The sequence below is a fragment of the Fictibacillus sp. 23RED33 genome, assembly GCF_015903925.1.
In the GTDB taxonomy this organism is placed as follows: Bacteria; Bacillota; Bacilli; order Bacillales; family Fictibacillaceae; genus Fictibacillus; species Fictibacillus phosphorivorans.
In genome coordinates this window covers 25,418-51,291 of sequence record NZ_JACZDX010000006.1, presented here as the reverse complement: position 1 = coordinate 51,291, position 25,874 = coordinate 25,418, and the positions used below count along the sequence as shown (strand labels likewise).

Below are 25,874 nucleotides of genomic sequence, written 5' to 3'. Positions count from 1 at the left end.
AGTAATTTTTGTTTGTGAGAAGAAGGTATTTAGTCTTAGGTTTTCTTTAGAGATCATTGATTTTCTTCTTCACTTTTTTCATCAAACTATTATTTAGAGTGTTCACATGCTCCTCATTTTTGATCAAAATTCGATAAGCATCAATGATGGATAGAGTACGAACCAAAATGTAGACCCCGATGCCTATCAATGCAATAAAAATCGGGTTGTACGGAGTTAATAAGTCTACGTCCACCCATTCTTTTTTTATGATTAAAAAGAAGATAGCTCCTCCAACAATAGAGCAGATTCCAATCATCATTACCGCAGTATATTTACTTTTTATCTCTTCGTATCTAATTTTTAAATCTTTTAAAGTGTTTTGGTCAAAAATCAGCATCTCTTTCTTAAGTAGGCTGTATCGATCCTCTTTTATGAGTCCTGCTGTAATCGTTCCAATTCCAAGAACGGCTATTAAAATCGTTAGTAGAGTAAAGGTGATTGGATCTTCCTTAAATAAGAAGTAAGGAATCGTTGAAAAGATTAACAGACTAAATCCAAGGGCAAGGTATTTCGAGACTTTATTTTGAGATAAGAGGTATCCTTCCGCCATCTCTTTGCTAACATAATAACCATTTTCATTCTCACGACTCTCTTCAACGGTATCTTTCAGTAAGTAATCAATAGATACTTCGAAAATGTTACCGAGCATCAATAGTTTTTCCGTTTCAGGAAAGCCCTGACCATTTTCCCATTTGCTGATCGCTTGTCTGGTTGTGTTTAGTTGTTCGGCGAGTGCTTCTTGTGAGAGGCCTTTTTGTTTTCTAAGCTTAAAAAGTTTTTCATTGAATGTCATAGGTGAGCTCCTTTCATTTACTCCTTCAATTGTAGTTAAACAATGTATGGTTTTCTATATTTTAGCAGATGCACTATGTCAACTTGAGGTTGCACCTATGTAATATTCACTGAAATAGGTTTGAAGTCATAAGAAAAACGACCAAGAAAATTGGTCGTATAAAGGGTGTTGGTTGCTTCTTATTCAGGTTGGTTAAAACAAGCATCCTTAAATGGAAATCAAACATTTTCAAGAACAACGAAGCTTATAAAAATAGTGTTTTTATAAACTTACAGCGCGTGCGATCGTGAACAAACGTGAAGCGGGGTGGAAACCTTTTGTGATCAAGTCTTTGATGATGGTTGCACCTAACATGCTGTAGACTGTACCATTACCGCCAAACCCTAAACAATAGTACTCACCAAGACGGTTAGGGTGTTCACCGATATATGGAAGTCCGTCATGCGATTCTCCAAACGTCGCACACCAAGAATGAGAGATTTTTGGGGATAGATCTGGAAAATGTTCTTTGATCTTTTGAAGAATTCGCTCACCACGTTCTTCGATAAGCCCTTCATTTAAAGGCGCTTCTGCTTTGTCTTCATCTAGACCACCTGCAACGATTCTTCCATCTTTAGTCGTCCTCATATAAAGGTATGGACGCTTCGTTTCCCAGATCATCCATTCGTCGTACCATGTTTTCAGGGATGGTAGAGGTTCTGTTACGATCGCATATGAACGATTCAGGTCAGCTCCTAATTGCTGAGCTAAAAAGTCGTTTTCATAACCAGTCGCAAAGATAACATATCTCGCTGAAATGGTTCCTTTTTCAGATTCACAGGTAAAGCCGTGAACCGTTTTGGTTTTACGAATAAGAGGTGTTTGTTCAAAGATCCTAACTCCGGAAGCGGCTGCATCCTTTAACAAGATTTGTACACACTTATATGGGTTCACATCTGCATCACCACTCGTAACGAGAGCAGCTGGTTTGGAAAAAGGAAAACGTGAAGAAATCTCTTGTGGTTCTAAATATTCTACTGGAAAATCGTACTTCTTTAATGCCTCATATTCACGTTCGAGTTTTAACGTGTCTTCTGGAGTGCTGGCATAGTACAAGCTTTTTTGTTCACGGAATTCAGGGTCTTCGGATAATCCAGACGTCATCTTCTTCAAATCTTCTAACGCCTGTAAACAAAGCTGATAGAAATAAACAGCATCCTGTTCACCTTGCTGTTCAATGAGTTCGTGCAGCATCTTATCGCTTGAGAATTGCAGAAGTCCTGTGTTTGCTGAGGAGCTTCCTGCACCGGGGTGTCTTCTATCGATCAATACTACATCTAATTCTTTTTCTTGACCGAGCACATTGGCACATAGGGCGCCTGCCATGCCTCCACCAACAATTAGTACATCACACGATATATCTTCTTCAAGAACCGGGTACTGACCCGTGTTTGTATAGGTTTCAGGCCAATAGAGCTGACCATTGTGTAAATTCATAGTGACTCCTCCTCGTCTTCTCTTCATTCCCCCTATCTTGTGTAAAGAAACGCATGAGAAGAAACTTTTTCAAGAATATGGATTTTGTGTGAATGCTCCTGCTACAAGGTTCAATTTTTAAGGAGAAACTTTAAATTATGATGAGTGAGGAAGAATTAAAATTACACAAAAAAAAGAGCTGCATGCCCGATTGGACAAGCACCTCTCTTCTTCAACTTATGGCAATGTATTAACTTTATCTTCTTCTTTTACAAACAATAAAATTTTGCCCATATCGAGCTTCTTCTCATACTGATCTGCTTCTACATCAGATAAGCCTAGTTCTGTCATCTTGTTGCGAAGCTCATCGCCTCTGGACTCAAATACATTGCTAATCGCCGTGCCGAGTCCTTCTTCTTTTAAACCGATTGTATTTACATCTGCGTTATGTGCGAGATCTTTCGTGTCATCCTTTTCGTGGGATAATACATATAAGTTGTCTTCGTGAATACCTCGAGCTTTCAAATCACTTGCAGCTGCAATCAATTCTTGTTGAGAGTTAAATTCATGTACGATAGGTTTTACCATTTACAATCCTCTCCTTTAAACGAAGTTATAGTGTGTATTCACGAATTTTTAAAGGACTAAACATACTTTTTTGAATGCGTACCGGGATAAAAGTACTAAAAGAGCCGCTTGAACTCAGGTGTGTAGGCATAAACTCCTTTTTTATTGGAATATAACGTTTTTACATCATTTTTACGAAAATCCTCTATCATTTTACATTTCAAAATATATACTTTTAATTGTTGAGTTTTTTACAAAATGAGTGATAGGGGAGTTTGTTTAATGAAAAAGACATTATCAGCTTTAGCACTTGCTTTAGGATTAACACCAATCGGCGCAGGCGTGCATGCAGAGGATCACGCCACCCAAAAACACAAGGGCCGTTACTTAAATGTTCAACTGCTCGGAGTAAATGATTTTCACGGACAGATCGATATTACACGTAATGTGGCAGGGGAACCTGTTGGACGTGCAGACTATCTAGCAAGCTATTTAAAGATGAGAGAACGAGAGAACCCTAACACTCTTTTGGTGCATGCAGGCGATATGGTAGGAGCAAGCTCTCCGACATCTGCATTGCTGCAAGACGAGCCAACAGTAGAAATCATGAATAAGATGGGCTTTGATGTAGGAACATTAGGAAACCATGAGTTTGATGAAGGCGTAGATGAGATGATGCGTTTGATAAAAGGTGGAACTCATGAAAAAACAGGCTATTTTAGAGGTGCAGACTTTCCATATGTGGTTGCTAATGTCATAGATAAGAAGACGAAGAAAAATATTCTTCCACCTTATGTAATTAAAAAGGTCAAAGGTGTAAACATCGGATTCATCGGAGTAGTTTTCTCAGACACGCCGGATATCGTCATTCCGAGTGGAACAGCTGGCGTTGAATTTATAGATGAAGCAGAAGCGATCAATAAGGCAACGAAATCTCTTAAGAAAAAAGGCGTAAAGTCTATCGTTGTTTTAGCACATAACCCTGTTGAGCAATCGGCGACCGGAGAAGTATCTGGTGAACTCGTGGATATGGCAAACAGAGTGGATGATGAAGTTGACGTAATGTTTGGCGCACACAATCATAGAAACGTGAACGCTGTAGTAGATAACAAGCTGCTTGTACAAGCATTCTCATACGGAACAGCTTTTGCTGATGTGGATCTTAAAATTGATCGCCGTACAAAGGATATCGTAAAAAGTAAAGCAGAAGTAGTTTCGGTTTTGCAAAAAGGTGTAAAACCTGATTCGAGAGTTACAAAAATTATTAAGCAAGCCGAAGACCAAGTAGCACCGATCATCAATGAAGTAGTAGGGAACACGAATCAACTGCTATCAGGGACAGAAGCCTATAATAGTGAGTCTGAATTAGGAAATGTGATCGCAGATTCCATGACAGAACAGACGGGCACTGATTTTGCGTTTATGAACCCAGGTGGTATTCGTGATGTGATCAATCCGGGTGAAGTGACATGGGGAGAACTTTTTAACGTTCAGCCGTTTGGAAACGACCTTGTTACGATGACACTTACAGGAGCGCAGATCAAAGAACTTTTTGAATCTCAATGGGCAACGGACAAAGAGAAAATGCTTCAGATTTCTGGTCTGAAAGCTACGTTTGACCTTTCCAAACCTGTGGGTGACCGAACTGTTTCTATGGTTAAGAGTGATGGAACACCGATTGCAGCAGAACAAGAATATACAGTTACCGTAAATAATTTTATGGCCGGTGGCGGTGATGGTTATACCGTTTTACTAGAAGGGAAGAATCCGACGGTAAGCGTTACGGATCTAGATGCGCTAGTGAACTATTTTAAGAATCGCGATACCGTATCTGCGCAGATTGAAGGAAGAATAACGAAGATCAACCCATAATTAAAAAAGGCAAAGCGTTTAAGATGCGCTTTGCCTTTTTCTATTTATTATCCGCGTTCCACAAGATCAAGTCTTCCTGTAGCAGGGTCGATAACGAGACCGTGTACTTTAATATCTTCAGGAAGCAGCGGGTGATTTTTTACAAGCTTTACACTGTTTCTCACAGAATCCTCAACACTTTCAAATCCTTGAACCCATTTCTTTAAATCGAGTCCAGAATATTTTAATGTATCAAACGTTGACTCTTCAATGCCGCGGTCTTTCATCTTGGCAAGTAGTCCATCTGCGTTTACATTGCTCATTCCGCAATCATAGTGACCGATGACCATAACTTCTTCAGCTTTTAATTCATAGATGGCCACAAGGATACTTCTCATAATAGAACCGAATGGATGCGAGATTACCGCTCCAGCCGATTTAATAACTTTTACATCACCATTCTTGATATTCATTGCACTAGGCAATAATTCAGTCAGGCGCGTGTCCATACAAGACACAATAACAAGTCCTTTATCAGGAAATTTAGTAGTTTGGAAAGGTTCATATTCTTTGTTTTCAACAAATTGGTGATTGAACGCTAAGATTTCGTTAAGTACGGACATGATTCTCCTCCTTGTTTCTACAGAAAATAATTAAAGTATAAAAAGATTTAGAAGTATACGTCTTTTTCTATCATATTCAGCTTAAACTCGCTAACATATTCACTTCTATATTCACTATTATACAAAAATGTGGGCCGAATCTGCTCTTTTTTGTATTTGAAGCGAATCTTTTGTTGATAGAAACTTTAAAACAAAAGCACATTGTGACAAACATTTTATTAAAAGGTACGTATAATCGCTATTAACACCACATACATTGGTAAGTCGAAGGGAGGGTGAAACAAAGAAAAAAACTTGCCAGTAAAGTAGGGTTTAAATAGATCGGTACAAATCAATGAAAATTTGAAAGGGGTAGGGAAGATGGAAGTTATGACGTATGTACTTTGGGTTCTGCTGTTAATGGGGTCGGTTATGAAGAACTACATGGTGTCAGTTTCTATGCCGAAAACGGGACAAGTTATTATGGCGAATGAATCTGGTGTTAATTTCTTTTCGTATGGAGAAGTGAGTAACAAGAATGCATCGGAAGTTATGTCTGCAATTGCTGGTCCTTTCAATAATCAGAATTTCAGTTGGGTGGATACGTCATAGATTACATAAATGAATGTTTGAATGGGTGTAGTGAAATTTTTGATTTTAATCACTTGAGAAGAAGGGGGTCTGCTGAAAAAAATAAATAGGGCTATTTTTCGCATTCACTATCATGCTCGCGGCAGGATCACCGTACGTGTGCTAGTGTATGAATATTCTTGAGCGGAATTTGGAGCAAAAGGCAGCTTGTTCGAGCTGCCTTTTTTGGCATATATTTTATTTATGTGAACGGGTTTGATAGAATAAGAAAAAAACAATTGTGGTGAAACCGATGAATATATCAGTAAGTCAGTTTGCGAAAAAAATAGAAAAGCATGTTGCGGAAATGAAAGTATTAGATGAGAACTCTCCAAAACTGCGCGAACATGTCTCAGCTATTCAAACATTGTGCGAATTAATGCTAGAAGCGGATGAGGATGATTCAGCTGTTGACGTAAAAGGCTGGGTCCCTTCATATCCGGTTCAAAAACCAGCTAGCCTAGTGACCGCTCCTCCTCCAGCAAAAAAACACAAAAAGTCTATGATGGACTTTGATATGGACTATGAGGATGACGATCAAGAGGAAAAAGACGGCAACGGAGACTCTATTTTTGATTTTTAATGCAAGATTGTTGAAAAACCTGCTCTTTCTGAGTGGGTTTTTCTTTTTTATGTTGGTTTGAATGGGGATGAGAGTACTAGTGGTGGGGTAGAAGGAGAGGGGATTTCGGAAATTCTGGAGATAATTCCACAAGTTTTCCCCACATTTCCCCGTTTTGATATTTTCACAAGGGTCTTCTCACAACGAACATTCTATTCCAAAAGGTTGTTGTTTTTAAGTAATTTTCTACTTTGATAGTTGATTGTAGTGGAAGGTGCGAGACTCCTGCGGGACAGGCGGGCAGGTGAGACACTTATACGAAACGTACGAATGTGGCTCACCGCCTGCCCCGCGGAAAGCGAGCACCTGGAACGGAAATCAACTACTTTCAAGGGCAACAATGAATGCGCAAAATATCCATAAAAAAAACAGCACCATTATCAGCGCTGTTAGATCGAAACATAAGTATTCTGGTGTTCCATTCGTGCATCTCTACGTTTGGCAATTTCAATTCTTTCGTTGATCTTTTTATTAGAAAAATAAATGGCAGTCACTGTTGCGATTAGACTTAGAGCAGCTAAACCAAGAATTGTATATATCATTGTAATAAGAAGTTCCATTTTATTGTTCCTCCTCGTATGTAATTTTTTTCTGTCATACTTTTTTTATTCCACTGCCACATTTATTTAAACCTCTTTCTAATTTTCTTTCTATGGTTTTAGTTTTTAACACATCATATGCCTGTTAAATTGGAGCGCAAGGTTGACGACTCCTAAAGGCGCAAAGCAGCAGGATGCTCAACGCACGCCCCGTGGAAAGCGTGCAACCTGGAGCGGAAATTAACAAACTCTCAAGACCCATTTCAAATAGGTCCTTTGAATCAAAATAAAAATATGAGAAAGGAATGATGGTAAAAATTCTTCGTTCGCCTTATACTAAAATTACGAACATACGTTCTATTCTGTTCGATAAAAAATGAGGGGTGAATGGAAATGGTCGGAGCAAGTGAATGGTTAAACTTAGTCAATCTCCTCGGTAATGTGGGATTTCCTATCGTCATTGCGGGCTACTTGCTTTTTCAGTTTGAGAGGCGCATTCAGAGCTTAGAAGGAATTATCCGAGAACTTCACTCTGAATTAGTAGAGAAAGAAGAGCTTGAGCGTAAGATCGATCAGTACGTCCGATTGCTGGACAGCGAACGTCAGCCGAAAAAACGTTAACGTTCGCTTTTTTTATCATGGACAACCCGTCCGCCAAAATTTTTACAATCCTGTGGCAACCTTTGTATTGTCATTTTTCAATGGTAAGATAAAAGAAAAACAGGAGTGGAACAGGATGAAGCTTTTTCTTATATTAGGTGCGATTCACGCAATGCTTGCAGTCATGCTCGGAGCTTTCGGTGCACATGCACTCGAAGCTAAATTAAATGCTAAGAACATGCTAAATGTGTACCAAAATGGAGTTCAATATCACATGTATCATGCACTAGCTTTGTTAGTTGTCGGTGTTTTACTTGGTAAATTTCCAGCTTCAACGCTATTAACAGGAGCAGGTTGGTCTTTCTTTATCGGTATATTGCTTTTCTCAGGAAGTCTATATGCTCTCTCAACGACAGGTATGAAATTCTTTGGTCCTATTACACCGCTTGGCGGCGTAGCGTTTATCGTTGGTTGGATTCTGCTGATTGTTGCTGTAGTAAAAGCATAATAAAAAGGCGCTCTCTTAAAATTAGAGGGCGCCTGTTCTATAATTGCCTGAACCAGACATAAATAATATCTATCAACGAGGGCTGTATTGGGACATCTGACCACCTTGTTGCTGTTGCTGCTGTGTGCCATACGGATAGCTATAATTAATCTCTTCATCAAACGTGACATAGTTTACATACACCATCAATAGCAGGTAACGTTTACCTGTTTGCGGATCGCTTAGGATGATGTGATCACGGCCGGCAGCTTCAATGATTCCTTTGAACACCTTAGCGTTCCATTTTTCATTGTTTTCGAAGGTCATATAAACGGTTGCGACTTTCCCTTTGTTCATCCTTAAAATATTTTCGATGTAGGACTGCTCGAGCGGAAGCTGCCCAGGTGCACCGATATCTTGCAGAGGGCCGCCGCCCATTCCTGGTGCCTGCTGACTTTGTGCCATGTCTTGAGGAACCCCCATGCCTGCCATTCCTCCCATGCCGCCACCCATCATACCCATTCCATTCTGAGCCCGATAATAATCTTGGCCGTACGGATTAAAGTTGTTCATCAACAAACCTCCCTAAAAGGTGTTAAACACATTTGGACAATCGCTTTGTTTCGGCTGATAAAAACAGTGAGCCTTGAAGCTTCCCGAATGAGGCTGATTGTACCAAGTCTTCGGACAAGCCCCTGTTGGATCGAAAAACCATAACGAATTTCTGGCAGGGTGGAAGCGCTGCCCGTTAATAACCCTTCTCGCTAACCTTCTTTCATTCTCTCTAGCACCTTGATAAAAATATCCTTTGATCGTGGCTTCAAATCCACCAGGTCTTTGAAAGACCATCTGCTGCATCGTACGAATATTTTTAAAATCAAGGCAGTTGGAGCGAATTCGATTGACGCCGGTATTACCAACAAGGAGCATCCCTTGGTCACCTTCACCCTCAGCTTCCGCACGTATGAGACGTGCCAGCAAGTCAATATCCTTATTTGTAGCTTTAATGACTGCCAATTGCCTTCCCCCTCTATGTTGTTAATCTTGGTGTACAAGCAGGGAAACAGAACATTCGATATATGTGTATGAGCTGTTTTGGAAAACTAGACCAACGTTTTGTGAAAGTTGTTTTAAGTATGGAAGTAGGCAGGGGGAGTGAAGAGAAATGTCTTTGTAGGGAGAACATTATTGATAGATGGCCGTCTGAGGCGATTACCTCAAAATAATTACGAGGTAAATCTCATTTTATACGAGGTAATCACTCATAATTCCGTACTTAAGCCACATAATTCCGTGTATAAAAAAATTTATCCGATTTTCGATCAAATTCGACAACAAAAAAGATGACTCATCACATAAGAATGAGTCATCTCCATCATTAAACCTGCAAATAAGCAGGCACTGCTTCTTTTGTAAGGATGTTTCCAACGTAGAACGATCCGAACTCGCCGTAGCGCGCACTTACTTCGTCAAAGCGCATTTCGTAAACGAGTTTTTTGAATTGAAGCATGTCGTTTGAGAACAGCGTTACGCCCCATTCCCAGTCGTCTAGACCAACTGAACCTGTGATGATCTGCTTCACTTTTCCTGCATACCCGCGGCCGATCATGCCGTGAGAGTACATCATCTTCTTGCGTTCTTCCATCGGAAGCATGTACCAGTTATCCTCGCCATCACGACGCTTATCCATCGGATAGAAGCAAACATGCTTCCATTTTGGCAGTTCAGGGAACAGACGAGCTTTGATCATTGGATCCATCTCGCCGCTTTCGTTTTGCGGATTGTACGTACTTAGCTCGACAACCGAAACGTAAGAGTATTCTTTTACTGTATATTGTGCGAATGCTGTTTTGTTAAATGCATTTTCGATTTCGTTCAGCTCTTCCATCGTCGGACGAAGAAGCATCAGCATAAAGTCAGCTTTTTGACCCATGATACTGTAAAGAGCGTGACTGCCCACTTTGTTTGCTTCTACGTTCTCCCATTTCTCAAGGAACGTCAAAAATTCATTGATCGCATATTCTCTCTGGTCACCGGAAAGCGTTTTCCAAGAGGCCCAGTCCATCGTACGGAAATCATGAAGGCAATACCAGCCTTCTAGTGTAATCGCTGCTTCACTCATCAATTATTCACTCCTTGCTAGAAATAAACACGTCCCTACAAATATACCATAAGTAGGGACGAATCCAAAAAGGAGGAATTAGCTGTATTGGCGAAGCAACTGCTCAATCTTATTTTTAACACCAGCAGGATTTTGAAGTTCAGCACGTGACAGTGTGAGGCGAACCTTCGTCTCATCCATATCCATCGCTTCTGAAAGCATACCGAACAATCCTTTTCCTTTTTTATCGATTTCGAAGAACAGCTCGATGCTGTCTGTTTGTGGAACTAAGATTACTTCAAGCTCATCCAGCTTTCCAGCATAAGCTCCTGACGTTGGCACATACTCAAATTCTTGTAAAAACGGAAGTCTGCGGCGCATATAACGCGGTGCAGAACCGCAATATGCTTTTCTGAGGCGGAATCCAAGCTGCTCGATCGCATCAAAGATCGCAGAAGTTTCACTATCTGGCAGCACACGAATCTGATCGTTATCTGTTGGATCTACAGCCATCTGGATATCAAGTCCCGTTTTGATCCATACCGGAGTGTGGCCAAGTGTTAATGGCGCATCATATGGAAGTTTAAGAGAGAACGGAATCTCTTGCTGACTGCCAGCTTTTACAACAAGTGAGCTCGTTACATTTGTCTTTTCAATCGCAGCAGTATCTCTCACTTTTTTATCGTCCACTTCACGATAGTATTCTGTCATGACATAAAGAGTGATGTGATCGATATTTTGATCGACTTTACCACCCTCGATTCTAATCTTTCCTGTAATGCTCTCACCAGGTGAGTACGTATCTTTATCTAAAATGGTGTCTACCTTTGCTGATCCAATACCTACAGAAGCTAACATACGGTTTACAAAAGACATGTATAATTCCTCCTCAACATTTTTCAAACAATTTTACGATAGATGGGCGAAAAAGATTCATTTTCCAATAAATAAATTTCATAGACGTAAAAAAATTCTAAATATAAGAACTTCTTTTATCAAGCGCTTACAACTGCATGGATAGGTTTAAAAGGTGTGAAAAAAGGAGTACCCTAATAGTGAGTGCAAAAAAGTACAGTTTATATAGAGAAAATAGGAGGCTAAATCATGAGTGATCTTTTTATAGATTTAAAGAGTAAAGTCCAGTCCGCTAACCCAACAATGGTTTTTCCAGAAGGTACGGATGAAAGAATTCTAGAGGCGGCGAGCCGTCTAGCATCTGAGAAAGTTCTACAACCGATTTTAATAGGAAATCCTGCTGACGTAACAGCAAAAGCACAAGCTGGCGGATTTTCACTTGATGGGGTAGAAGTACTAAACCCTGCTGAATATGGAGAGTTCGACGCTTTGGTTGATGCGTTAGTTGAACGCCGTAAAGGAAAAACAACAGAAGAACAAGCACGCAAAATTCTTTTAGATGAGAACTATTTCGGAACGATGCTTGTTTACACGGGGAAAGCTCACGGACTTGTAAGTGGTGCAGCACATTCTACTGCTGATACCGTTCGTCCAGCTCTACAGATCATCAAAACAAAAGAAGGCGTTAAGAAGACTTCTGGCGCGTTCATCATGGTTCGTGGCGATGAAAAGTATGTGTTCGCAGATTGCGCGATCAACATTTCACCTAACAGCCAAGATCTAGCTGAATCTGCGATGGTTTCTGCTGAAACGGCACGTGTTTTCGGTATCGATCCAAAAGTCGCACTTCTTTCTTTCTCTACAAAAGGATCAGCGGTTTCTCCAGAGACAGAAAAGGTTGTAGAAGCGTTGGAAGTATTAAAGGGAATGAACCCAGACTTCCCATATGATGGAGAGCTTCAGTTCGATGCGGCATTCGTTCCATCTGTAGCAGCGAAAAAAGCTCCAGAATCACCGATCAAAGGGGAAGCGAACGTATTTATCTTCCCAAGTCTTGAAACAGGAAACATCGGATACAAGATGGTTCAACGTCTTGGCGGATTTGAAGCGATCGGGCCGATCCTACAAGGCTTGAACATGCCTGTAAACGATCTATCTCGCGGATGTAATGCAGAAGACGTTTATAAATTAGCGTTGATCACAGCGATGCAAGCTCTGTAAGTTCATAATGTAGTGAAGCCAGCTCTAAAGCAGCTGGCTTTTTTGTATGGAAAATGGATGTTATGGTGGCCGAGCAGCTGCTAAAAATACATCATCACATAAAAATGGAATCACATCACATAAAAGTGGAGTCACATCACATAAAAATTACCGCTAATCACATAAAAATAGCCATTCATCACATAAAAATAAATTTCAAGTCATATCCTGTACACCTTAAAAAGACACTGCCACCTAAAGTGACAGTGCCTTCTCGTTTCGATCCCACATTCGCTTTATATTCCCAGGAAGCAGCTCGCTTTCCTCGATCGAGAGCTGACCGCTGTAAAAAAGCTCGCTATTTTTGTGAAGCACTCGTAATAATGAAGCGTGAATTTCAGGAACTGTCACAGGACGTCCAAGCAGTTCCGCTAAACTGGCCATCACATCAGGCACTATCGCTGGATATTGGAACTTTGTTTCCTCACCAGCCAAACCGCGCTTATAAAATTCTCCGATCACGGACGCGCGTTCTGAACCGCTGCCGTCTACGCATAAGTAAATCTGTACCGCAACACCGCCGCGCATACGCCGCTGAGAGATTCCCGCAAACTTTTTGCCGCCGACACTCAAGTCATAACTTCCCGGGCAATAAGAGCCTACGATCTCATAAGCTTCAAACTTTGCATCATACGGCGCAAGAAGCTCTTCCACAAGTGCAGTCATCGTGTCGTACCCTTGATTGATGTCGATCGTCCCTTCTTTTTCAGGAAGAATAAGCGAGATGTTCAACACACCGCTATCGAGCACAACAGCAAGCCCGCCTGAATTTCTTACGATTGCCCGGTATCCTCGCGACTCTAAAAATTCAATCGCCTCTTTAAGGTGAGGAAGACGTGTGTCTTGTATGCCGAGGACGATTGTGTCGTGATGCACCCATGTGCGTGCTGTTGCCGGAGAATTACCGCTGCCGATCGACGTACAAAGCGTATCATCTGTAGCGAAAGACTGCCGTGCATCAAAAGACGGACCGAGTGTAGACTGGTCGATCAACCGCCAGACAGGTTGAAAGAGTAGATGGTCGGTCATTACAATTTCTCCGCCACGATGATGAACGATTTTGGAATGCCGCGGTCGAGTTCATCTGGGTGTGGTTCTTCAACGAGCCGTTTAATCCAAAGGCCGGCAGATCCGATAGCGGTTATAATTTCACCAAGCGTCCATTGGCGGATCTGTACTTGGAACGGTGTACGCTCTTCTGAAGTCGCATACTGAAGTTCAGGTAAAAATTTTGAATAAGCTACATCTGTTGTAACAAGCTCTTCACTAAAATAATCTCCCGTAACTTTATGCTTCCTTACCGCTTGGCTTTTTCCTTGAGACTCTATCAACTTTGTAGAAACAGGGTGGAAATCTTGCAGGATCAATGTTCCTCCCTTTTTCAACAGTCCTCTAACAACGCTGAAGTATTCGTTCAGATCAGCAAAATAGTGCAGAATGCCGTTTTCCATGAATGCCATATCATAATTCCCTGTCATTTCGGATTCTGGCAGATTTAAGATATCTTCTACCACATAGCGGACATCAACGTTAGCGGCAGCAGCCAGTTCACGCGCATATGCTGCGTTTGAATCAGAGATATCGATCACTGTCGTCTCTGCTCCAAGAAGAGAGAGTGCGACTGCTTTACTGCCGTGTGAACCTAAGAGATTCACGATCTTTTTGCCTGAGACTTCACCAATGTACTGATCTAATGGCTGAAGTCTGCGTTTCGGATCTTTTAGAATACGAGAAACTGCTTTCTCCGGCACGCCAAAGCGGTTGACCCAGGCTGTATAAGAGCTGTTGCTCCAAGCTTGTCCGTTTCTAATTCTTCGATCTTGATCCATGATTGGTTCCTCCTGAAATCTATATAAAATCTATCATTTCCGTTATAAGCCTTATCTAGTATAACCCAAATGTGAACGGTAAGAAAATGGTGTGTATACCGATAAAAAGGGAGTGTGGATAGAAAAAAATAGTGGTTGTTTTCAAAGTTAAGAACACGATACAATAGGGTATATTCTAGTAGTTACAACACGATACTTATACAGAAAATACCTTCTTAGCTAGACAGACCAAGGAAGGGATTTTTCTTTTTTACGAGAATTCTTACCTATAAATGCAGGTGAAGGAGCAGGAAAAAAATCAATGGCTAAACTCTTAGGAAAGTTGCACGAAGAGAAAGTATTTAAAGACCCAGTGCATCGCTATATCCACGTGCGTGATGAGCTGATCTGGCGTCTGATCGGTACGCGCGAGTTTCAAAGACTGCGAAGAATTCGGCAGCTTGGGACGACATACCTAACATTTCATGGAGCAGAACATAGCCGTTTTAGCCATTCTCTTGGTGTTTATGAGATTACGAGGCGGATCATTGATATTTTTCAAGAAAAGAAAACATGGGACCCAGAAAAGCGTCTGCTCGTTCTTTCCGCGGCTCTTCTACATGATGTAGGACACGGTCCATTCTCACACTCTTTTGAAAAAGTGTTCGGTGTGGATCATGAGGAATTCAGTAGAGACATTATACTAGGCGATACAGAAGTTCATCGCGTGCTATTGCAGATGGGAGAAGATTTTCCTGTACAAGTAGCAGAAGTGATCGCGAAAACACATAGAGATAAATTGATCGTCAGTCTGATCTCCAGTCAGATTGATGCAGACAGAATGGATTATCTTTTGCGAGACGCTTATTTTACAGGAGTGAGCTACGGCAATTTTGATATCGAGCGAATCCTTCGTGTGATGCGACCGACTGAAGAGGGCGTCGTCATTAAATCAAGCGGTATGCATGCGGTAGAAGACTATATCATGAGTCGTTACCAAATGTACTGGCAAGTGTATTTTCATCCCGTAACGAGAAGTGCGGAAGTCATATTGAGTAAAATTTTGCACCGAGCGAAGGAGCTTTATGAAACAGGGTATTCATTCAAAAGAGAACTGTCTCATTTTAAAACGCTTTTTGAAGGCAATGTTTCGCTTCACGATTATATTTCACTCGATGAAGGTGTGATCCATTATTATTTCCAAGGTTGGATGGAAGAAGAGGACACAATCTTAAGTGATCTATGTCATCGTTTCATCGATCGGAAATTATTTAAGTATACCGAAATGGTCTCATTTACGGACGGACACCTGCTGTCGAGTTACTTTACAGAAGCGGGCATCAATCCGAAATATTATTTAGTAGTAGATTCATCATCAGATCTGCCATACGACTTTTACCGCCCAGGCGAAAAAGAAGAGCGTCTGCCGATCAACCTATTAAAACCAAACGGCGATATACGCGAGCTGTCCAGAGAATCAGACGTGGTCGAAGCGATCTCAGGCAAACGCCGAACCGATCACAAACTCTATTATCCACTCGATCTGATCGAAGCGATTGAGGATACAACGCTTAAAAGTAAAATTAAAGAGATTTTGAATAGATAACGACTAGCATTTTTAATTTTCATGTGATTGTTTTACACAAAGAGTCTTTATTAGTTTGTTACTTTAGACATCACTGACAAGTTGATTGGAGTGTAAGGTGGAAGACTCCTGCGGGACAGGCTGGCAGGTGAGACACTTAACGGCGCAAAGCGGCAAGTGGCTCACCGCCTGCCCCGCGGAAAGCGAACACCTGAAACGGAAATCAACTACTTACAAACGCAACATTGAATAATCAAAGAAAAAATAGATAAAAACGAAAAAGGATGTTAGGGGGAACGTACTGTGTTTGAGGATCATTTAAAGGTAGTCACCTTGATTCAAGAAGCCGGAGAAGTCGTCGGTCGGAAAAAGCTTCAAAAGATGGTATACATCGCTAAAAAACTAAACTTTCCTTACCAAGAAAAGTATCAGTTTCATTTTTACGGCCCATATTCAGAAGAATTAACATTGAAGATTGAAGAGCTTTGCAACATGGGTTACATACATGAAGTGAAAGAAAAGGTGAGCGGCTATTCGCAGTACCGTTATGCGGTGAACGAAGAAGGGAAGAAGCTTCTATCCACATACGGTGCACAGATCGAAAAGCTAGGGAGCTGCGTTCGTTCAATGAATGAACAGTCTTCCAGGTTCTTAGAGCTTGTCTCAACCGTGATGTATTTCGAAAAGCTGGAAAAAGATGAGATCAAGGAAAAAGTACAAACGGTAAAAGCAAAGCAAAAGTATACTGAAGAAGAGATGGATGAAGCTTTTCTGTATATTGATTCATTAAAAGGACAAGTTCAATAAAGATAAACCTGTTTAAAGAGCGTGAAATCGGCGTTAATGAACAGGTTTTTTATTTACCATCTAAATTGTAGTGGATGGCCGTTATTGAAAACGCCATAAATATAAATAAATGTGATAAAGATCGTAAATGGAACGATAATGCCGAGCAGCGTCATGAAAAAGCCTTTTGCCACACTTTTCTCATAAAGGCGCGTTGCGTAATAGCCGATTCCGAGTCCTATAAACAAGAGTGATAAAATTAATGCAACAAGCCAAATCTTCATGCTAGCGCCTCCTCTATTATCAGCATATCCAGCACATTCTCCTTATAAACGACAGTTTGTTTGAAACTTTTTTATATGAGGTACGACTAACAGGGTAAAAGGAGGGCTTAGTGATGAAAAACATGAAGCTGATTGTAATGGCATGTCTGCTCGTTCTCCTCGCCGCTTGTGGCTCGAAAGCGATGCCAGAAGAGGATAAGAAGAACGGAGCACCTCAGGTTAAGAACGAGATACCGTCTGAAAAAGAGGGTGTACAAGCTGAACTCGCACTCCAAGAAAATAGTGAAGAAGCAAAATTAACGTTGAAAAACGCATCCGATAAAGAAGCTGGTACTGGAACCGCGTATGCACTAGAAAAGTGGACAGACGGTAAATGGGAGAAAGTAAATCAGAATCAGATGTTTACCGAGCAGATGATCATGGTGAAAGCTGGATCAAACTATGATCAAGCGGTTGATCTTAAAGAACAAGATGCAGGAACCTATCGTGTATCGAAAGAGTTCTTTGTAGATGAAAAGAAGGAAAAAGTAGCCGTTGTGTTCGAGACAAAATAACAAAAGACCGGTCAGCCCTACAGTTTTAGGGTCGGCCGGTCTTTTTCTTAGTTTTTATGGATGTATCATTGCTTCTATTACTTCGTTGAAAAGTTGATTGTAGCGCAAGGTTGCCGACTCCTACGGGACGAGCGGTCAGGTGGAGACTCCTAAAGGCGCGTAGCGGCAGGAGGCTCACCGTTCGCCCCGTGGAAAGCGTGCAACCTGGAGCGGAAATCAACTGCTTTCAAACTATTTTTAATGAGGTAAAAACGCTAGTTGATAGAAGAACAACACCGCAAATAAGTAAACCAAGAACGGAACTTCACGATATTTACCTTTTACTATTTTTAGGATCGGATACGAGATGAACCCTAAAGCGATACCTGTTGCGATTGAAGACGTTAATGGCATCGTTAAAATGATTAAGAACGCTGGGAATGCTTCATCAAGTTCGTTCCAATTAATCTTGCTAAGTGAACCAAGCATCAAGCTTCCGACAATAATCAGTGTCGGTGCAGTAATTGCGGCTAATCCTGAGATCGCACCAACGAGTGGTGAAAAGAACGCAGCGGCTACAAATAACATCGCGACCACTACAGACGTCAAACCAGAACGACCGCCTGCAGCTACGCCTGAAGATGATTCGATATAAGCGCTTGTCGGGCTCGTACCAAACGCAGCACCAACTGTCGTCGCAACGGAATCAGCTAACAGTGCTTGACGTGCACGAGGCATCTTATTGCCCTTCATTAGTCCAGCTTGTTCTGCTACTCCAACCATCGTACCGGTAGTATCAAAGATCGTTACAAGCAAGAAGGAGAACACAACCGCATATAATCCATATTGAAACACGTCAGAAAAGGCTGTGATCGGATCACCAAAGATGAAAAGTTCTGATGGTAAGTTTGGCGTTGATACAAATCCTTCTTTAAATTCTAAATGCCCTGTAAAATAGGCGATTGCGCCCGTGATGATCATTCCGAAGAATAGGGCACCGTTCACGTTTAGTCCCATCAGGATCAACGTGATAGCAAGACCACCAAGAGCAAGCAGAACCGTTGGTGAATGCATATCACCTAAAGTTACTAGGTTATCAGGGTGAGCCACAATGATTTTAGTAAGACGCAAACCGATGAACGCGATAAACAGTCCGATACCAGCTGTAATACCATGCTTTAGGTTTGCTGGAATAGATTCGATCAATTTTTCACGAAACGGTGTTAAGGATAAGATGACAAAGATTATTCCTGCCACAAAAACTGCCCCAAACGCGATACGATAGTCAATATTAGGGTTGTTTCCTACAACAGAAAACGCAAAATATGCGTTCAGCCCCATACCTGGAGCAATAGCAATCGGATAGTTGGCCATTAAAGCCATCCACAGTGTACCGACTACCGTGGCAATAATTGTTGCAATAAACACAGTGTCAAAAGGAACACCAGCGGAATGCAGGATAATCGGGTTGACTATAACAATGTACACCATCGTCAGGAATGTTGTGATTCCTGCTAATATTTCTGTTTTGATGGTCGTACCAAGTTCTTTTAGTTTAAAAAATGAAGAAAGCATACGTTAGAACCTCCAAAATACGAACGATTTATGAGTACATGATATATAATATTCGTTTTTAAGTGTGATTTCAACAATTATCTTTAAAGTTTCCAACTGAGAGTTTTTTATGATTTGTGATACAATACGTGATAACAATGAATGTTTAGAGGAGCTGGAAGCATGAAAGATTTTTTCAATTCCAATGATGGTGACAAAAAGAAAAAAGGGATGGGTTTTACCATCATAAGTGGTGACTCCACAGACGGGCATGGCGGTTACGGTGTCGGGAGTCTGACGCTTGATCACGTAACACCTGTAATCGTCGATGTTGAAGAGTCGATCGCTTATATCGACATGGGAGCCATGCACGCGAGAAGCGATGTAGAAAAACGCATAAAATTTACTCCGAATCGTGAAGATACACCAAATCCACGCCTATATTGGCTCGTTTGGGTAACGATCAATCGAAAAGCAGAAGGACCGTTTTACTTCGGATTGACAGCTTGCGAGATGCGAGTAGATGTTGAAGCACGAAGAGGCTATAAGAGTCTGCCAGAACACGTGAACCGTATGGATAAATCCATGAAGGGCAAAATCATCATTGAGGATATGGACGAAAACGCTCGTCGCGTGCTCGGAAACTTCCTTAAAGAACATGATGAAGCGATGTTTAACCGTTCTAGTGACGAAATTAAGTCATTAGTGGAATAAAAATGGCAAAGTTATGAACCTTTTTTGAACATTTTGCAAATAACTTGTGACAAGAAAGCACTTCCATTAAAATATAGGTAGCATTGTACACACAATGTTTCTAGGACAATAAAGTGCCCGGGGCTCCTGTAGTAGAGCTCCGGGCATTTTATTTTGTCTTTTTTAGCATGTTGTAGGCTTCGATTGAGGTAGAATCATTTGAATATTGTCGACTCGTGGATATCTTCCACAAACTCGTGGGTTAAAGCCCGAAACTTATGGATTCAAGCTCAAAACTTTTGGATTTCAGCCTGAAACTTAAGGATCCACCGCTTCGCATAGCTAGCCAGCCACACCTACACACAGATCACCAAGAAAAAATCCGCTTGAAAAAACCTTTTTCCTCTTTCTTCTGCTCTAATTTTTCTTTTATTTCACTCGAAGCACCATGTTCATCACAATACTCTACAGGTTCTGTTCCTTTTTCATAATACGAGATGCGTGTTACCGGACAGCTATCGGTTGCGAGCTTTCCGTTTTGCGGGTTGATGGTTACCGCTGTTACGCCTTCTGGCTGTTTAAATGATAAAATCTCTTTGTCTTTCAATGCGCTCTCCATAAAATACGCCCAGATCCGTTTGGAGTAACCTGTATCGTTCACATCATGCAGCTCTTCGTTGTTATCGTATCCTACCCAAACACCTGTAACGAGTTGTGGGGAATATCCGACCATCCAGCTGTCATTTGGTGTAGACCCAGATTTCCCAGCCATTGGACGCGTCAAATAGTGGTTGATACTTGAACCCGTAACACTTGTGTAGTCATTCAATTTTTCATCAAACGTACCGGCTAACAGATCTGTCATAACAAAAGCTTTGTTCTCGTCGATTACTTGTTTGCTTTCATATTTGTGTTCATATAGCACTTTGCCTTTAGAATCGGTGATCTTCGTGATAAACACAGGCTCTACTTTTTTACCACCGTTCGCAAAAACGCCGTATGCGTTCGTAAGTTCTAACACGCCTACTGCTTTTGATCCTAAAGCTAGTGAAGGGATGCTTGCGAGTTCACTTTTGATCCCGAATTTCTTAGCTGTTTTCACAAGTTTCTTAGGACCTAGATAAAGGTTCGTTTTCACCGCATAAATATTATCGGACAGAGCGAGTGCCTGAGCCATCGTAATAAAATCGTTGGCGTAGCGATTCTTGAAGTTTTTCGGCTTATAATCGCCAACACCGTCTCCCATCGCGAATGTTGTTGGTTCAGATTTTATTGGAGTAGACGCGGTGTATCCATGTTCGAGCGCAGTATAATATAGAAATGGCTTAAAGGTTGAACCAGGTGCGCGTTTGGCTTGAAGGGCGCGATTAAAGGAACTTTGCTCAAAATCTCTGCCGCCTACGAGCGCTTTTACATCTCCGCTGCGAGGATCCATAGCGACTAGAGCCGTCTGGATCGAACTGTTATCGATGATGCGATTTTCAATCGTGTGTTCAGCATCTGCTTGCATTTTAGGGTCAAGCGTTGTGTAGATACGAAGTCCGCCAAACTGTATCGAATTTGTGTTCACGTTCAATTCCTTTTTTAAAGCGCGCATAACCGCATCCTGAAAATAAGGAGCGACCGTTGCGACCTCTTCCTCTTCTTCTCGTACATAAGTTAATGGGGCTGATGCTGCTTTTTGAACGGAAGCTTTCTTAATCGTTCCATCTTCAGCCATCGCGTTTAAGATGATGCTCTGTCTTTTCTTCGCGTTGTCTTCATGAAGGACCGGAGAATAGTAGCTCGGACCTTTAGGGATCCCAGCTAACATCGTCGCTTCACTTAGTGAGAGCTCTTTTGCATCTTTGCCAAAATAATAGCGAGAAGCGGATTGGATCCCGTATGAGCCATGTCCGTAATAGATCGTGTTCAAATAACCTTCTAAAATCTCATCCTTCGAATAGCTCATCTCAAGACGAAGGGTATAGAACGCCTCTTGAAACTTTCTTCGCCATGTTTTGTCATGCGTTAAAAAAAGGTTACGAGCATATTGCTGCGTGATGGTACTCGCTCCTTGCACTTTTGCGCCAGCTTTAAGGTCAGCGAGTAAAGCACCGCCGATCCGCTTCATATCAAAACCGTTATGTTTATAAAAACTTTTATCTTCAATAGAGATCGTAGCGTCGATCACATGTTTATCGATTTTTTCGAGTGGGACCCAATATCGGTTCTGACCGCCGTTGTTGATCTCTCCCATTTTGGAACCGTCCGCTGCATACATGATGGTTGTCTGTGGAACAAGCAGAGCGGGAGGGCCCATGAGTTTAGCGAGCAGCAACAGTCCAACAAAGGATAATGCAAAGCATCCAGTGACGATAAGACCCCATTTTTTCATCCAGCGTATTTTCTGCTGTTTCGTAGCTTCTTTATAGATCTGCCAAAACTTCATAATCCGCCCTCCTTAAAAACTCTCATTTTGTTATCTAGTATGGTGAAAAAAGGTGCTCCTTAAACGTGATAAGGGAATGAAGTGCTATAATGGCTGTGAGAAAGAGGAGGTTCGTAACATGCTTATACAAAACATTCAATATATGACGGCTTCGGCAGATGGAAAATGGGTTGTTAACACGGGAGACATCCTTATAAAAGATAGTAAAATTGATTCAATAGGAAACTTTGAATGCGATGAAACGGTTGAGAAGCTAGACGGTAAAGGAATGCTGGCGCTGCCGGGATTAGTAAACGGCCATCAGCATACACCGATGTCTCTGTTGCGCTGTTATAGTGATGATGTGACATTGATGACTTGGCTTAATAAAAAGATGCTTCCGCTTGAGATGAAGATGAATGATGAAGATCGCTATTGGGGCGCACTTCTTTCCATGGCGGAAATGATCAAGAGTGGAACCACATCATACGCTGATATGTACATAGGAATCGATACGATCGGGGAAGCGGCCGTTGAATCGGGCATTCGTTCCGTTATAGCGCGTGGACTTATTGCGATGGACTCGGATTATGAAGGTCGGCTAAAGGAAGCGGCAGATGTTGTTGATCGCTGGCACGGAAAAGGAGACGGTCGAATCACAACGATGATCGCTCCGCATTCTCCTTATATGTGCCCACCAGATTTCTTGAGAGCAGCTGTTAATCTTTCAAAAGAAAAGAACGTTCCGCTTCATATTCATCTAGCAGAAACGAAAGATGAAGAAAAGATGATTCAAGAAAAGCACGGGCTAAGACCTGTTGAATATTTAAAACAAGCGGGGGTGTTCGACCGTCATGTACTTCTCGCGCATGGTGTTCATTTTAACGAGGCAGACTATGAAACGCTGAAAACCGTACAGGGTGGGATCATACACAATCCGGTAAGTAACGCGAAGCTCGGGTGTGGGATCAGTGATGTGAAACGTTTGATGGATAGTGGTGTGAAGGTTGGTTTAGGAACGGATGGACCAGCGAGTGTCAGCTCTCTTGATCTGTTCTTAGAAATGAAAGCTGCTAGCTGGTTCCAAAAATTGAAGTACGAAGAAGCGGCGGTTCTCAGTGCGCATGATGTGTTATCAATGGCGACTCAGAACGGAGCTGACATCCTTGGAATCGGGGATGAAGTGGGTTCCTTGACGGTCGGGAAAAAGGCAGACCTTCTATTGATGGATATGAACAAGCTTCATCTGACACCAAGTCATGAACCGGCTAACCTTCTTGTATATTCTGCAACAGGACAAGATGTTGATACGGTGATCATCGACGGCAAGATTGTCATGCGTGGCCGGGAGTTGAAGACGATTGATGAAGAAAAAGTGATTGCAAACGCTAAAGAAAAAACGAAAGAGCTTCTAGGGCGATTGTAAGCGGAACGGCACCTCGAAAATGAGGTGCTTTTTTTGTTATAAAAATAATTGACATGAAAAATAAAATTATGATATTATAAAATATTTGATTAAAATTGAGAGGTGTGGTACTCTTAGAAGGTTAGCAAATCTGGAGGTGGAGTATTTGTTTCAAATTGGCGATAACATTGTGTATCCAATGCATGGAGTAGGTGTAATTGAAGCCATAGAAGAAAAAGAATTCCCCGACGAAAAACAACAGTATTATGTTATAAAAATGTCAGTTAGTAATATGCAAGTTATGATTCCTGCGTGTAAAATTATGAATTCTAGGATACGTCCTGTTACAGAACTCCTAGCATTGAAGCAGATTATGCACGATTTTCAGCATGGAGAATCGGAAACATTACTGACGTGGAAAGAAAGATATAAAGTTAACACGGACAAGCTAAAAACGGGTGAAATACGCGATGGTGCTGAAGTTGTACGTGATTTAATGCGTATGAAGAAAGAAAAGACACTGAATGCAAGCGAAAAAAAGATGTTGGAAAGTGCATATGGATTTTTAATCAGTGAACTGGAAGTAATCGAAGGGATCACTGAAAACCAAATTAAAAGTTTCTGTTAAGGTTTAACAAAATATATGAGGTGTTAATAACATCTCATAAAAAGTCGTTTCAGAAACATACACTTCTTAAACTTACTTATAGTAACCTCATAATTTCTACAACAATCTAATCCTTGATTATCTATTTACTTTCCTCTATAACCTTATAAAGTTTTTTGAAAAATTTCTATCAATAATCACTTGATCGTAGTAATACTGATTCACACTGGCACGGACAAGGAGCCATAAGGATGGAAGAGAGGTAGGGCTTCCATTGTTTTAGGTATACCTCAGTGACTATTTTGTAGAAGATTTACTTATCCACCTCCACTAGTACTGTTAATTGAATGTAAAATGGGAAAAGCAGCCGAGAGTGGTAGAAGCGGGTTGCTTTTTTTATTTCGGTTAAAAAGTTCAGAAAATTATGTTAAAATAAACAAGGTTTTAATACCACTAAATAAAAGAAGGAGGCCGACGCGTCATGATCATTAAATGGATCAAACTTCGATAATGACAAGTGCAGGCCAAGATGACTCCGTTGAGTACTTATTGCTCTGCGCTTTTCACAAGGCAAAAAATAAAATCACGGAGGAAACAATAATGAAACAACAACTTTTACAAACAAATAAGGTGGATATAAACACAGAAAGCTTCGGTAACCCTAGCGATCCTACTGTTCTTCTCATTATGGGTGCAATGTCTTCGCTCGATTGGTGGGATTCAGAGTTTTGTGAGCGTCTTGCAGCAGCCGGAAGATATGTGATTCGGTATGATCACCGTGATCTCGGCCAATCCGTCGTCTATGAACCTGGAACATCAAACTATACGATTACGGACCTTGCTGATGATGCGTTTGGAATTCTAGATGCCTATTCCATAGAGAAAGTGAATATCATGGGGATGTCTCTCGGTGGAATGATCGGGCAGATTATGGCGATCAAGCATCCTGAACGTGTGCTTAGCTTGACGATTCTTGGGTCAAGTGTTTTCGGTTCAGAGCAAGCTGAGCTGCCTCAAATGGATCAGAAAATTTTAGATTTCCATGGAAAAAGTGCTTCTATTGATTGGTCTGACCAAGAGGCGTCTGTTGCTTATTTAGCAGAGGGATGGGCAGTCCTTTCAGGATCCAAGCCTTTTGAAAAGGAAAGAATGTACGCATTGGCAGAAAGAGAATACACGCGTGCCAAACAGATTCAAAGCAGATTTAATTATATGTATCTAGGTGGCGGTGAAGAGTATTTGGATCGTATGAGTGAAATTGGAGTTCCGACAATCATTCTTCATGGAAATGAAGATCCGGCACTTCCGTTCGAACACGGTCAAGCGCTTGCGAGGGCGATTCCGCATGCTGAACTCATCACGCTCGAAGGGTCTGGACATGAGCTGCATACAGACGATTGGCAGATTATTATAGAAGCGATTGTAAGGAATAGTTCTGTAGGAAAGTAAGGGTTATAGACCATGAGCGGGAAGGCTGCTCATGGTTTTTTTATTTTTGAGTAGTGCTGTTTGTCAGGGTGATAGAGTTGGGTAATGGAGTCAATTTTGTCAACTCTCCGATATATGATCAAAATTCCGGTTATTATAGCAAAAATTCGCCCGTGCACGAAACACGGACGAATGGGGCGCCAGAAGGGACACACGAGTCGGTAAAGCGAGGCCGGATTTTCTGGAACGAAAAGCCGGTGCTTTTACACGTGTGACAGAGGCCTATTTATTTTTAGACGTAAGGACAGTAACGATAAGCGAGCTGAAAGCGACCGCGAACATCAACGCCTCAAAGATCGTCAGAGGCATCACCCCCC

27 protein-coding genes are annotated in these 25,874 nt (G+C 41.4%); 13 read left to right on the top strand and 14 right to left on the bottom strand.

Going from position 1 to position 25,874, the window contains the following annotated elements:
* Window positions 1–46: 46 nt before the first annotated feature.
* The 3 genes from IHV09_RS17350 to IHV09_RS17340 all read right to left on the bottom strand — a co-directional run bounded on the left by IHV09_RS17350 (window position 47) and on the right by IHV09_RS17340 (window position 2,878).
* A complete protein-coding gene (locus tag IHV09_RS17350; protein ID WP_197265054.1) occupies window positions 47–835 on the bottom strand; it encodes a helix-turn-helix domain-containing protein in 789 nt (262 codons plus the stop codon).
* 261 nt (window positions 836–1,096) lie between these two features.
* On the bottom strand, window positions 1,097–2,311 hold the full coding sequence (locus IHV09_RS17345; RefSeq protein WP_197265053.1) for an NAD(P)/FAD-dependent oxidoreductase: 1,215 nt from the start codon (window positions 2,309–2,311) through the stop codon (window positions 1,097–1,099).
* A gap of 216 nt (window positions 2,312–2,527) precedes the next feature.
* Complete coding sequence (locus IHV09_RS17340) at window positions 2,528–2,878, bottom strand: general stress protein (protein ID WP_197265052.1); 351 nt, start codon at window positions 2,876–2,878, stop codon at window positions 2,528–2,530.
* A gap of 261 nt (window positions 2,879–3,139) precedes the next feature.
* Here IHV09_RS17340 and IHV09_RS17335 point away from each other — a divergent pair, with 261 nt between their 5' ends.
* A complete protein-coding gene (locus IHV09_RS17335) occupies window positions 3,140–4,729 on the top strand; it encodes a bifunctional metallophosphatase/5'-nucleotidase (RefSeq protein WP_197265051.1) in 1,590 nt (529 codons plus the stop codon).
* A 47-nt stretch (window positions 4,730–4,776) separates the two neighbouring features.
* On the opposite strand, the gene IHV09_RS17330 is transcribed toward IHV09_RS17335, so the two are convergent.
* The gene (locus IHV09_RS17330; RefSeq protein WP_197265050.1) at window positions 4,777–5,331 is read right to left on the bottom strand and encodes a beta-class carbonic anhydrase; all 555 of its coding nucleotides are present in this window, start codon (window positions 5,329–5,331) and stop codon (window positions 4,777–4,779) included.
* A gap of 360 nt (window positions 5,332–5,691) precedes the next feature.
* On the opposite strand from IHV09_RS17330, the gene IHV09_RS17325 reads away from it, so the two are divergent.
* Together IHV09_RS17325 and IHV09_RS17320 are read left to right on the top strand one after the other, a co-directional pair.
* Complete coding sequence (locus IHV09_RS17325; RefSeq protein WP_137791186.1) at window positions 5,692–5,922, top strand: hypothetical protein; 231 nt, start codon at window positions 5,692–5,694, stop codon at window positions 5,920–5,922.
* Between the two features lie 271 nt (window positions 5,923–6,193).
* Window positions 6,194–6,523: a YwdI family protein gene (locus IHV09_RS17320; protein ID WP_197265049.1), complete on the top strand. Its 330-nt coding sequence runs from the start codon at window positions 6,194–6,196 to the stop codon at window positions 6,521–6,523.
* A 428-nt stretch (window positions 6,524–6,951) separates the two neighbouring features.
* Here the strand turns inward: IHV09_RS17320 and IHV09_RS17315 are convergent, their stop codons facing one another.
* A complete protein-coding gene (locus IHV09_RS17315; RefSeq protein WP_197133045.1) occupies window positions 6,952–7,122 on the bottom strand; it encodes a hypothetical protein in 171 nt (56 codons plus the stop codon).
* A gap of 372 nt (window positions 7,123–7,494) precedes the next feature.
* Between IHV09_RS17315 and IHV09_RS22840 the strand changes: the two genes are divergently transcribed.
* Window positions 7,495–7,722 (top strand): YvrJ family protein, encoded by a 228-nt coding sequence (locus tag IHV09_RS22840; RefSeq protein ID WP_066399153.1) that lies wholly within the window; start codon window positions 7,495–7,497, stop codon window positions 7,720–7,722.
* Window positions 7,723–7,837: 115 nt separating this feature from the next.
* Entirely contained in the window at window positions 7,838–8,209 is a 372-nt protein-coding gene (locus tag IHV09_RS17305) for a DUF423 domain-containing protein (RefSeq protein WP_197265048.1), read from the top strand.
* Window positions 8,210–8,281: 72 nt separating this feature from the next.
* Here IHV09_RS17305 and gerQ read toward each other — a convergent pair whose 3' ends face one another.
* The 4 genes from gerQ to IHV09_RS17285 form a co-directional block, all read right to left on the bottom strand.
* The gene (gene gerQ, locus IHV09_RS17300; RefSeq protein ID WP_231618382.1) at window positions 8,282–8,761 is read right to left on the bottom strand and encodes a spore coat protein GerQ; all 480 of its coding nucleotides are present in this window, start codon (window positions 8,759–8,761) and stop codon (window positions 8,282–8,284) included.
* Between the two features lie 12 nt (window positions 8,762–8,773).
* Window positions 8,774–9,205, bottom strand: a complete 432-nt coding sequence (locus IHV09_RS17295; RefSeq protein ID WP_197133049.1) for a cell wall hydrolase — start codon at window positions 9,203–9,205, stop codon at window positions 8,774–8,776.
* A gap of 361 nt (window positions 9,206–9,566) precedes the next feature.
* Entirely contained in the window at window positions 9,567–10,310 is a 744-nt protein-coding gene (gene hemQ, locus IHV09_RS17290; protein ID WP_197133111.1) for a hydrogen peroxide-dependent heme synthase, read from the bottom strand.
* A 78-nt stretch (window positions 10,311–10,388) separates the two neighbouring features.
* A complete protein-coding gene (locus IHV09_RS17285; protein WP_197265047.1) occupies window positions 10,389–11,165 on the bottom strand; it encodes a sporulation protein in 777 nt (258 codons plus the stop codon).
* 228 nt (window positions 11,166–11,393) lie between these two features.
* Here IHV09_RS17285 and pta point away from each other — a divergent pair, with 228 nt between their 5' ends.
* On the top strand, window positions 11,394–12,365 hold the full coding sequence (pta, locus tag IHV09_RS17280; RefSeq protein WP_197265046.1) for a phosphate acetyltransferase: 972 nt from the start codon (window positions 11,394–11,396) through the stop codon (window positions 12,363–12,365).
* 234 nt (window positions 12,366–12,599) lie between these two features.
* Here pta and IHV09_RS17275 read toward each other — a convergent pair whose 3' ends face one another.
* Together IHV09_RS17275 and IHV09_RS17270 are read right to left on the bottom strand one after the other, a co-directional pair.
* Entirely contained in the window at window positions 12,600–13,433 is an 834-nt protein-coding gene (locus IHV09_RS17275) for a lipoate--protein ligase family protein (RefSeq protein WP_197265045.1), read from the bottom strand.
* Complete coding sequence (locus IHV09_RS17270; RefSeq protein WP_197265044.1) at window positions 13,433–14,233, bottom strand: class I SAM-dependent methyltransferase; 801 nt, start codon at window positions 14,231–14,233, stop codon at window positions 13,433–13,435. Before IHV09_RS17270 ends, IHV09_RS17275 begins: the two co-directional genes overlap by 1 nt.
* 301 nt (window positions 14,234–14,534) lie before the next feature.
* Here IHV09_RS17270 and IHV09_RS17265 point away from each other — a divergent pair, with 301 nt between their 5' ends.
* Window positions 14,535–15,818: an HD domain-containing protein gene (locus tag IHV09_RS17265; RefSeq protein WP_197133061.1), complete on the top strand. Its 1,284-nt coding sequence runs from the start codon at window positions 14,535–14,537 to the stop codon at window positions 15,816–15,818.
* 282 nt (window positions 15,819–16,100) lie between these two features.
* Window positions 16,101–16,604, top strand: coding sequence for a YwgA family protein (locus tag IHV09_RS17260; protein ID WP_197133063.1), 504 nt, complete (start codon window positions 16,101–16,103; stop codon window positions 16,602–16,604).
* Between the two features lie 53 nt (window positions 16,605–16,657).
* On the opposite strand, the gene IHV09_RS17255 is transcribed toward IHV09_RS17260, so the two are convergent.
* Complete coding sequence (locus IHV09_RS17255) at window positions 16,658–16,867, bottom strand: hypothetical protein (protein ID WP_197133066.1); 210 nt, start codon at window positions 16,865–16,867, stop codon at window positions 16,658–16,660.
* Window positions 16,868–16,980: 113 nt separating this feature from the next.
* On the opposite strand from IHV09_RS17255, the gene IHV09_RS17250 reads away from it, so the two are divergent.
* Entirely contained in the window at window positions 16,981–17,421 is a 441-nt protein-coding gene (locus IHV09_RS17250) for an immunoglobulin-like domain-containing protein (protein WP_197265043.1), read from the top strand.
* 237 nt (window positions 17,422–17,658) lie between these two features.
* Here the strand turns inward: IHV09_RS17250 and IHV09_RS17245 are convergent, their stop codons facing one another.
* Window positions 17,659–18,975, bottom strand: coding sequence for an NCS2 family permease (locus IHV09_RS17245; protein WP_197265042.1), 1,317 nt, complete (start codon window positions 18,973–18,975; stop codon window positions 17,659–17,661).
* A gap of 162 nt (window positions 18,976–19,137) precedes the next feature.
* On the opposite strand from IHV09_RS17245, the gene IHV09_RS17240 reads away from it, so the two are divergent.
* Window positions 19,138–19,668: a YwhD family protein gene (locus tag IHV09_RS17240; RefSeq protein ID WP_197133075.1), complete on the top strand. Its 531-nt coding sequence runs from the start codon at window positions 19,138–19,140 to the stop codon at window positions 19,666–19,668.
* 346 nt (window positions 19,669–20,014) lie between these two features.
* Here the strand turns inward: IHV09_RS17240 and IHV09_RS17235 are convergent, their stop codons facing one another.
* Window positions 20,015–22,078 (bottom strand): transglycosylase domain-containing protein, encoded by a 2,064-nt coding sequence (locus tag IHV09_RS17235; protein WP_197265041.1) that lies wholly within the window; start codon window positions 22,076–22,078, stop codon window positions 20,015–20,017.
* Window positions 22,079–22,196: 118 nt separating this feature from the next.
* Here IHV09_RS17235 and IHV09_RS17230 point away from each other — a divergent pair, with 118 nt between their 5' ends.
* The 3 genes from IHV09_RS17230 to IHV09_RS17220 all read left to right on the top strand — a co-directional run bounded on the left by IHV09_RS17230 (window position 22,197) and on the right by IHV09_RS17220 (window position 25,518).
* Window positions 22,197–23,483, top strand: coding sequence for an amidohydrolase (locus IHV09_RS17230; RefSeq protein ID WP_197265040.1), 1,287 nt, complete (start codon window positions 22,197–22,199; stop codon window positions 23,481–23,483).
* A gap of 145 nt (window positions 23,484–23,628) precedes the next feature.
* Entirely contained in the window at window positions 23,629–24,090 is a 462-nt protein-coding gene (locus IHV09_RS17225; RefSeq protein WP_197133084.1) for a CarD family transcriptional regulator, read from the top strand.
* A gap of 579 nt (window positions 24,091–24,669) precedes the next feature.
* Window positions 24,670–25,518, top strand: coding sequence for an alpha/beta fold hydrolase (locus IHV09_RS17220; RefSeq protein ID WP_197265039.1), 849 nt, complete (start codon window positions 24,670–24,672; stop codon window positions 25,516–25,518).
* The last annotated feature ends 356 nt before the right edge of the window (window positions 25,519–25,874 follow it).

Coding starts and splice junctions, on each gene's coding strand:
- IHV09_RS17270 (WP_197265044.1), bottom strand. CDS start 14,233: ATGGATCAAGATCGAAGAATTAGAAACGGACAAGCTTGGAGCAACAGC.
- pta (WP_197265046.1), top strand. CDS start 11,394: ATGAGTGATCTTTTTATAGATTTAAAGAGTAAAGTCCAGTCCGCTAAC.
- IHV09_RS17320 (WP_197265049.1), top strand. CDS start 6,194: ATGAATATATCAGTAAGTCAGTTTGCGAAAAAAATAGAAAAGCATGTT.
- IHV09_RS17220 (WP_197265039.1), top strand. CDS start 24,670: ATGAAACAACAACTTTTACAAACAAATAAGGTGGATATAAACACAGAA.
- IHV09_RS17230 (WP_197265040.1), top strand. CDS start 22,197: ATGCTTATACAAAACATTCAATATATGACGGCTTCGGCAGATGGAAAA.
- IHV09_RS17350 (WP_197265054.1), bottom strand. CDS start 835: ATGACATTCAATGAAAAACTTTTTAAGCTTAGAAAACAAAAAGGCCTC.
- IHV09_RS17315 (WP_197133045.1), bottom strand. CDS start 7,122: ATGGAACTTCTTATTACAATGATATATACAATTCTTGGTTTAGCTGCT.
- IHV09_RS17330 (WP_197265050.1), bottom strand. CDS start 5,331: ATGTCCGTACTTAACGAAATCTTAGCGTTCAATCACCAATTTGTTGAA.
- IHV09_RS17245 (WP_197265042.1), bottom strand. CDS start 18,975: ATGCTTTCTTCATTTTTTAAACTAAAAGAACTTGGTACGACCATCAAA.
- gerQ (WP_231618382.1), bottom strand. CDS start 8,761: ATGAACAACTTTAATCCGTACGGCCAAGATTATTATCGGGCTCAGAAT.
- IHV09_RS17345 (WP_197265053.1), bottom strand. CDS start 2,311: ATGAATTTACACAATGGTCAGCTCTATTGGCCTGAAACCTATACAAAC.
- IHV09_RS17285 (WP_197265047.1), bottom strand. CDS start 11,165: ATGTCTTTTGTAAACCGTATGTTAGCTTCTGTAGGTATTGGATCAGCA.
- IHV09_RS17240 (WP_197133075.1), top strand. CDS start 19,138: ATGAAAGATTTTTTCAATTCCAATGATGGTGACAAAAAGAAAAAAGGG.
- hemQ (WP_197133111.1), bottom strand. CDS start 10,310: ATGAGTGAAGCAGCGATTACACTAGAAGGCTGGTATTGCCTTCATGAT.
- IHV09_RS17235 (WP_197265041.1), bottom strand. CDS start 22,078: ATGAAGTTTTGGCAGATCTATAAAGAAGCTACGAAACAGCAGAAAATA.
- IHV09_RS17255 (WP_197133066.1), bottom strand. CDS start 16,867: ATGAAGATTTGGCTTGTTGCATTAATTTTATCACTCTTGTTTATAGGA.
- IHV09_RS17335 (WP_197265051.1), top strand. CDS start 3,140: ATGAAAAAGACATTATCAGCTTTAGCACTTGCTTTAGGATTAACACCA.
- IHV09_RS17275 (WP_197265045.1), bottom strand. CDS start 13,433: ATGACCGACCATCTACTCTTTCAACCTGTCTGGCGGTTGATCGACCAG.
- IHV09_RS17265 (WP_197133061.1), top strand. CDS start 14,535: ATGGCTAAACTCTTAGGAAAGTTGCACGAAGAGAAAGTATTTAAAGAC.
- IHV09_RS17340 (WP_197265052.1), bottom strand. CDS start 2,878: ATGGTAAAACCTATCGTACATGAATTTAACTCTCAACAAGAATTGATT.
- IHV09_RS17250 (WP_197265043.1), top strand. CDS start 16,981: ATGAAAAACATGAAGCTGATTGTAATGGCATGTCTGCTCGTTCTCCTC.
- IHV09_RS17325 (WP_137791186.1), top strand. CDS start 5,692: ATGGAAGTTATGACGTATGTACTTTGGGTTCTGCTGTTAATGGGGTCG.
- IHV09_RS22840 (WP_066399153.1), top strand. CDS start 7,495: ATGGTCGGAGCAAGTGAATGGTTAAACTTAGTCAATCTCCTCGGTAAT.
- IHV09_RS17305 (WP_197265048.1), top strand. CDS start 7,838: ATGAAGCTTTTTCTTATATTAGGTGCGATTCACGCAATGCTTGCAGTC.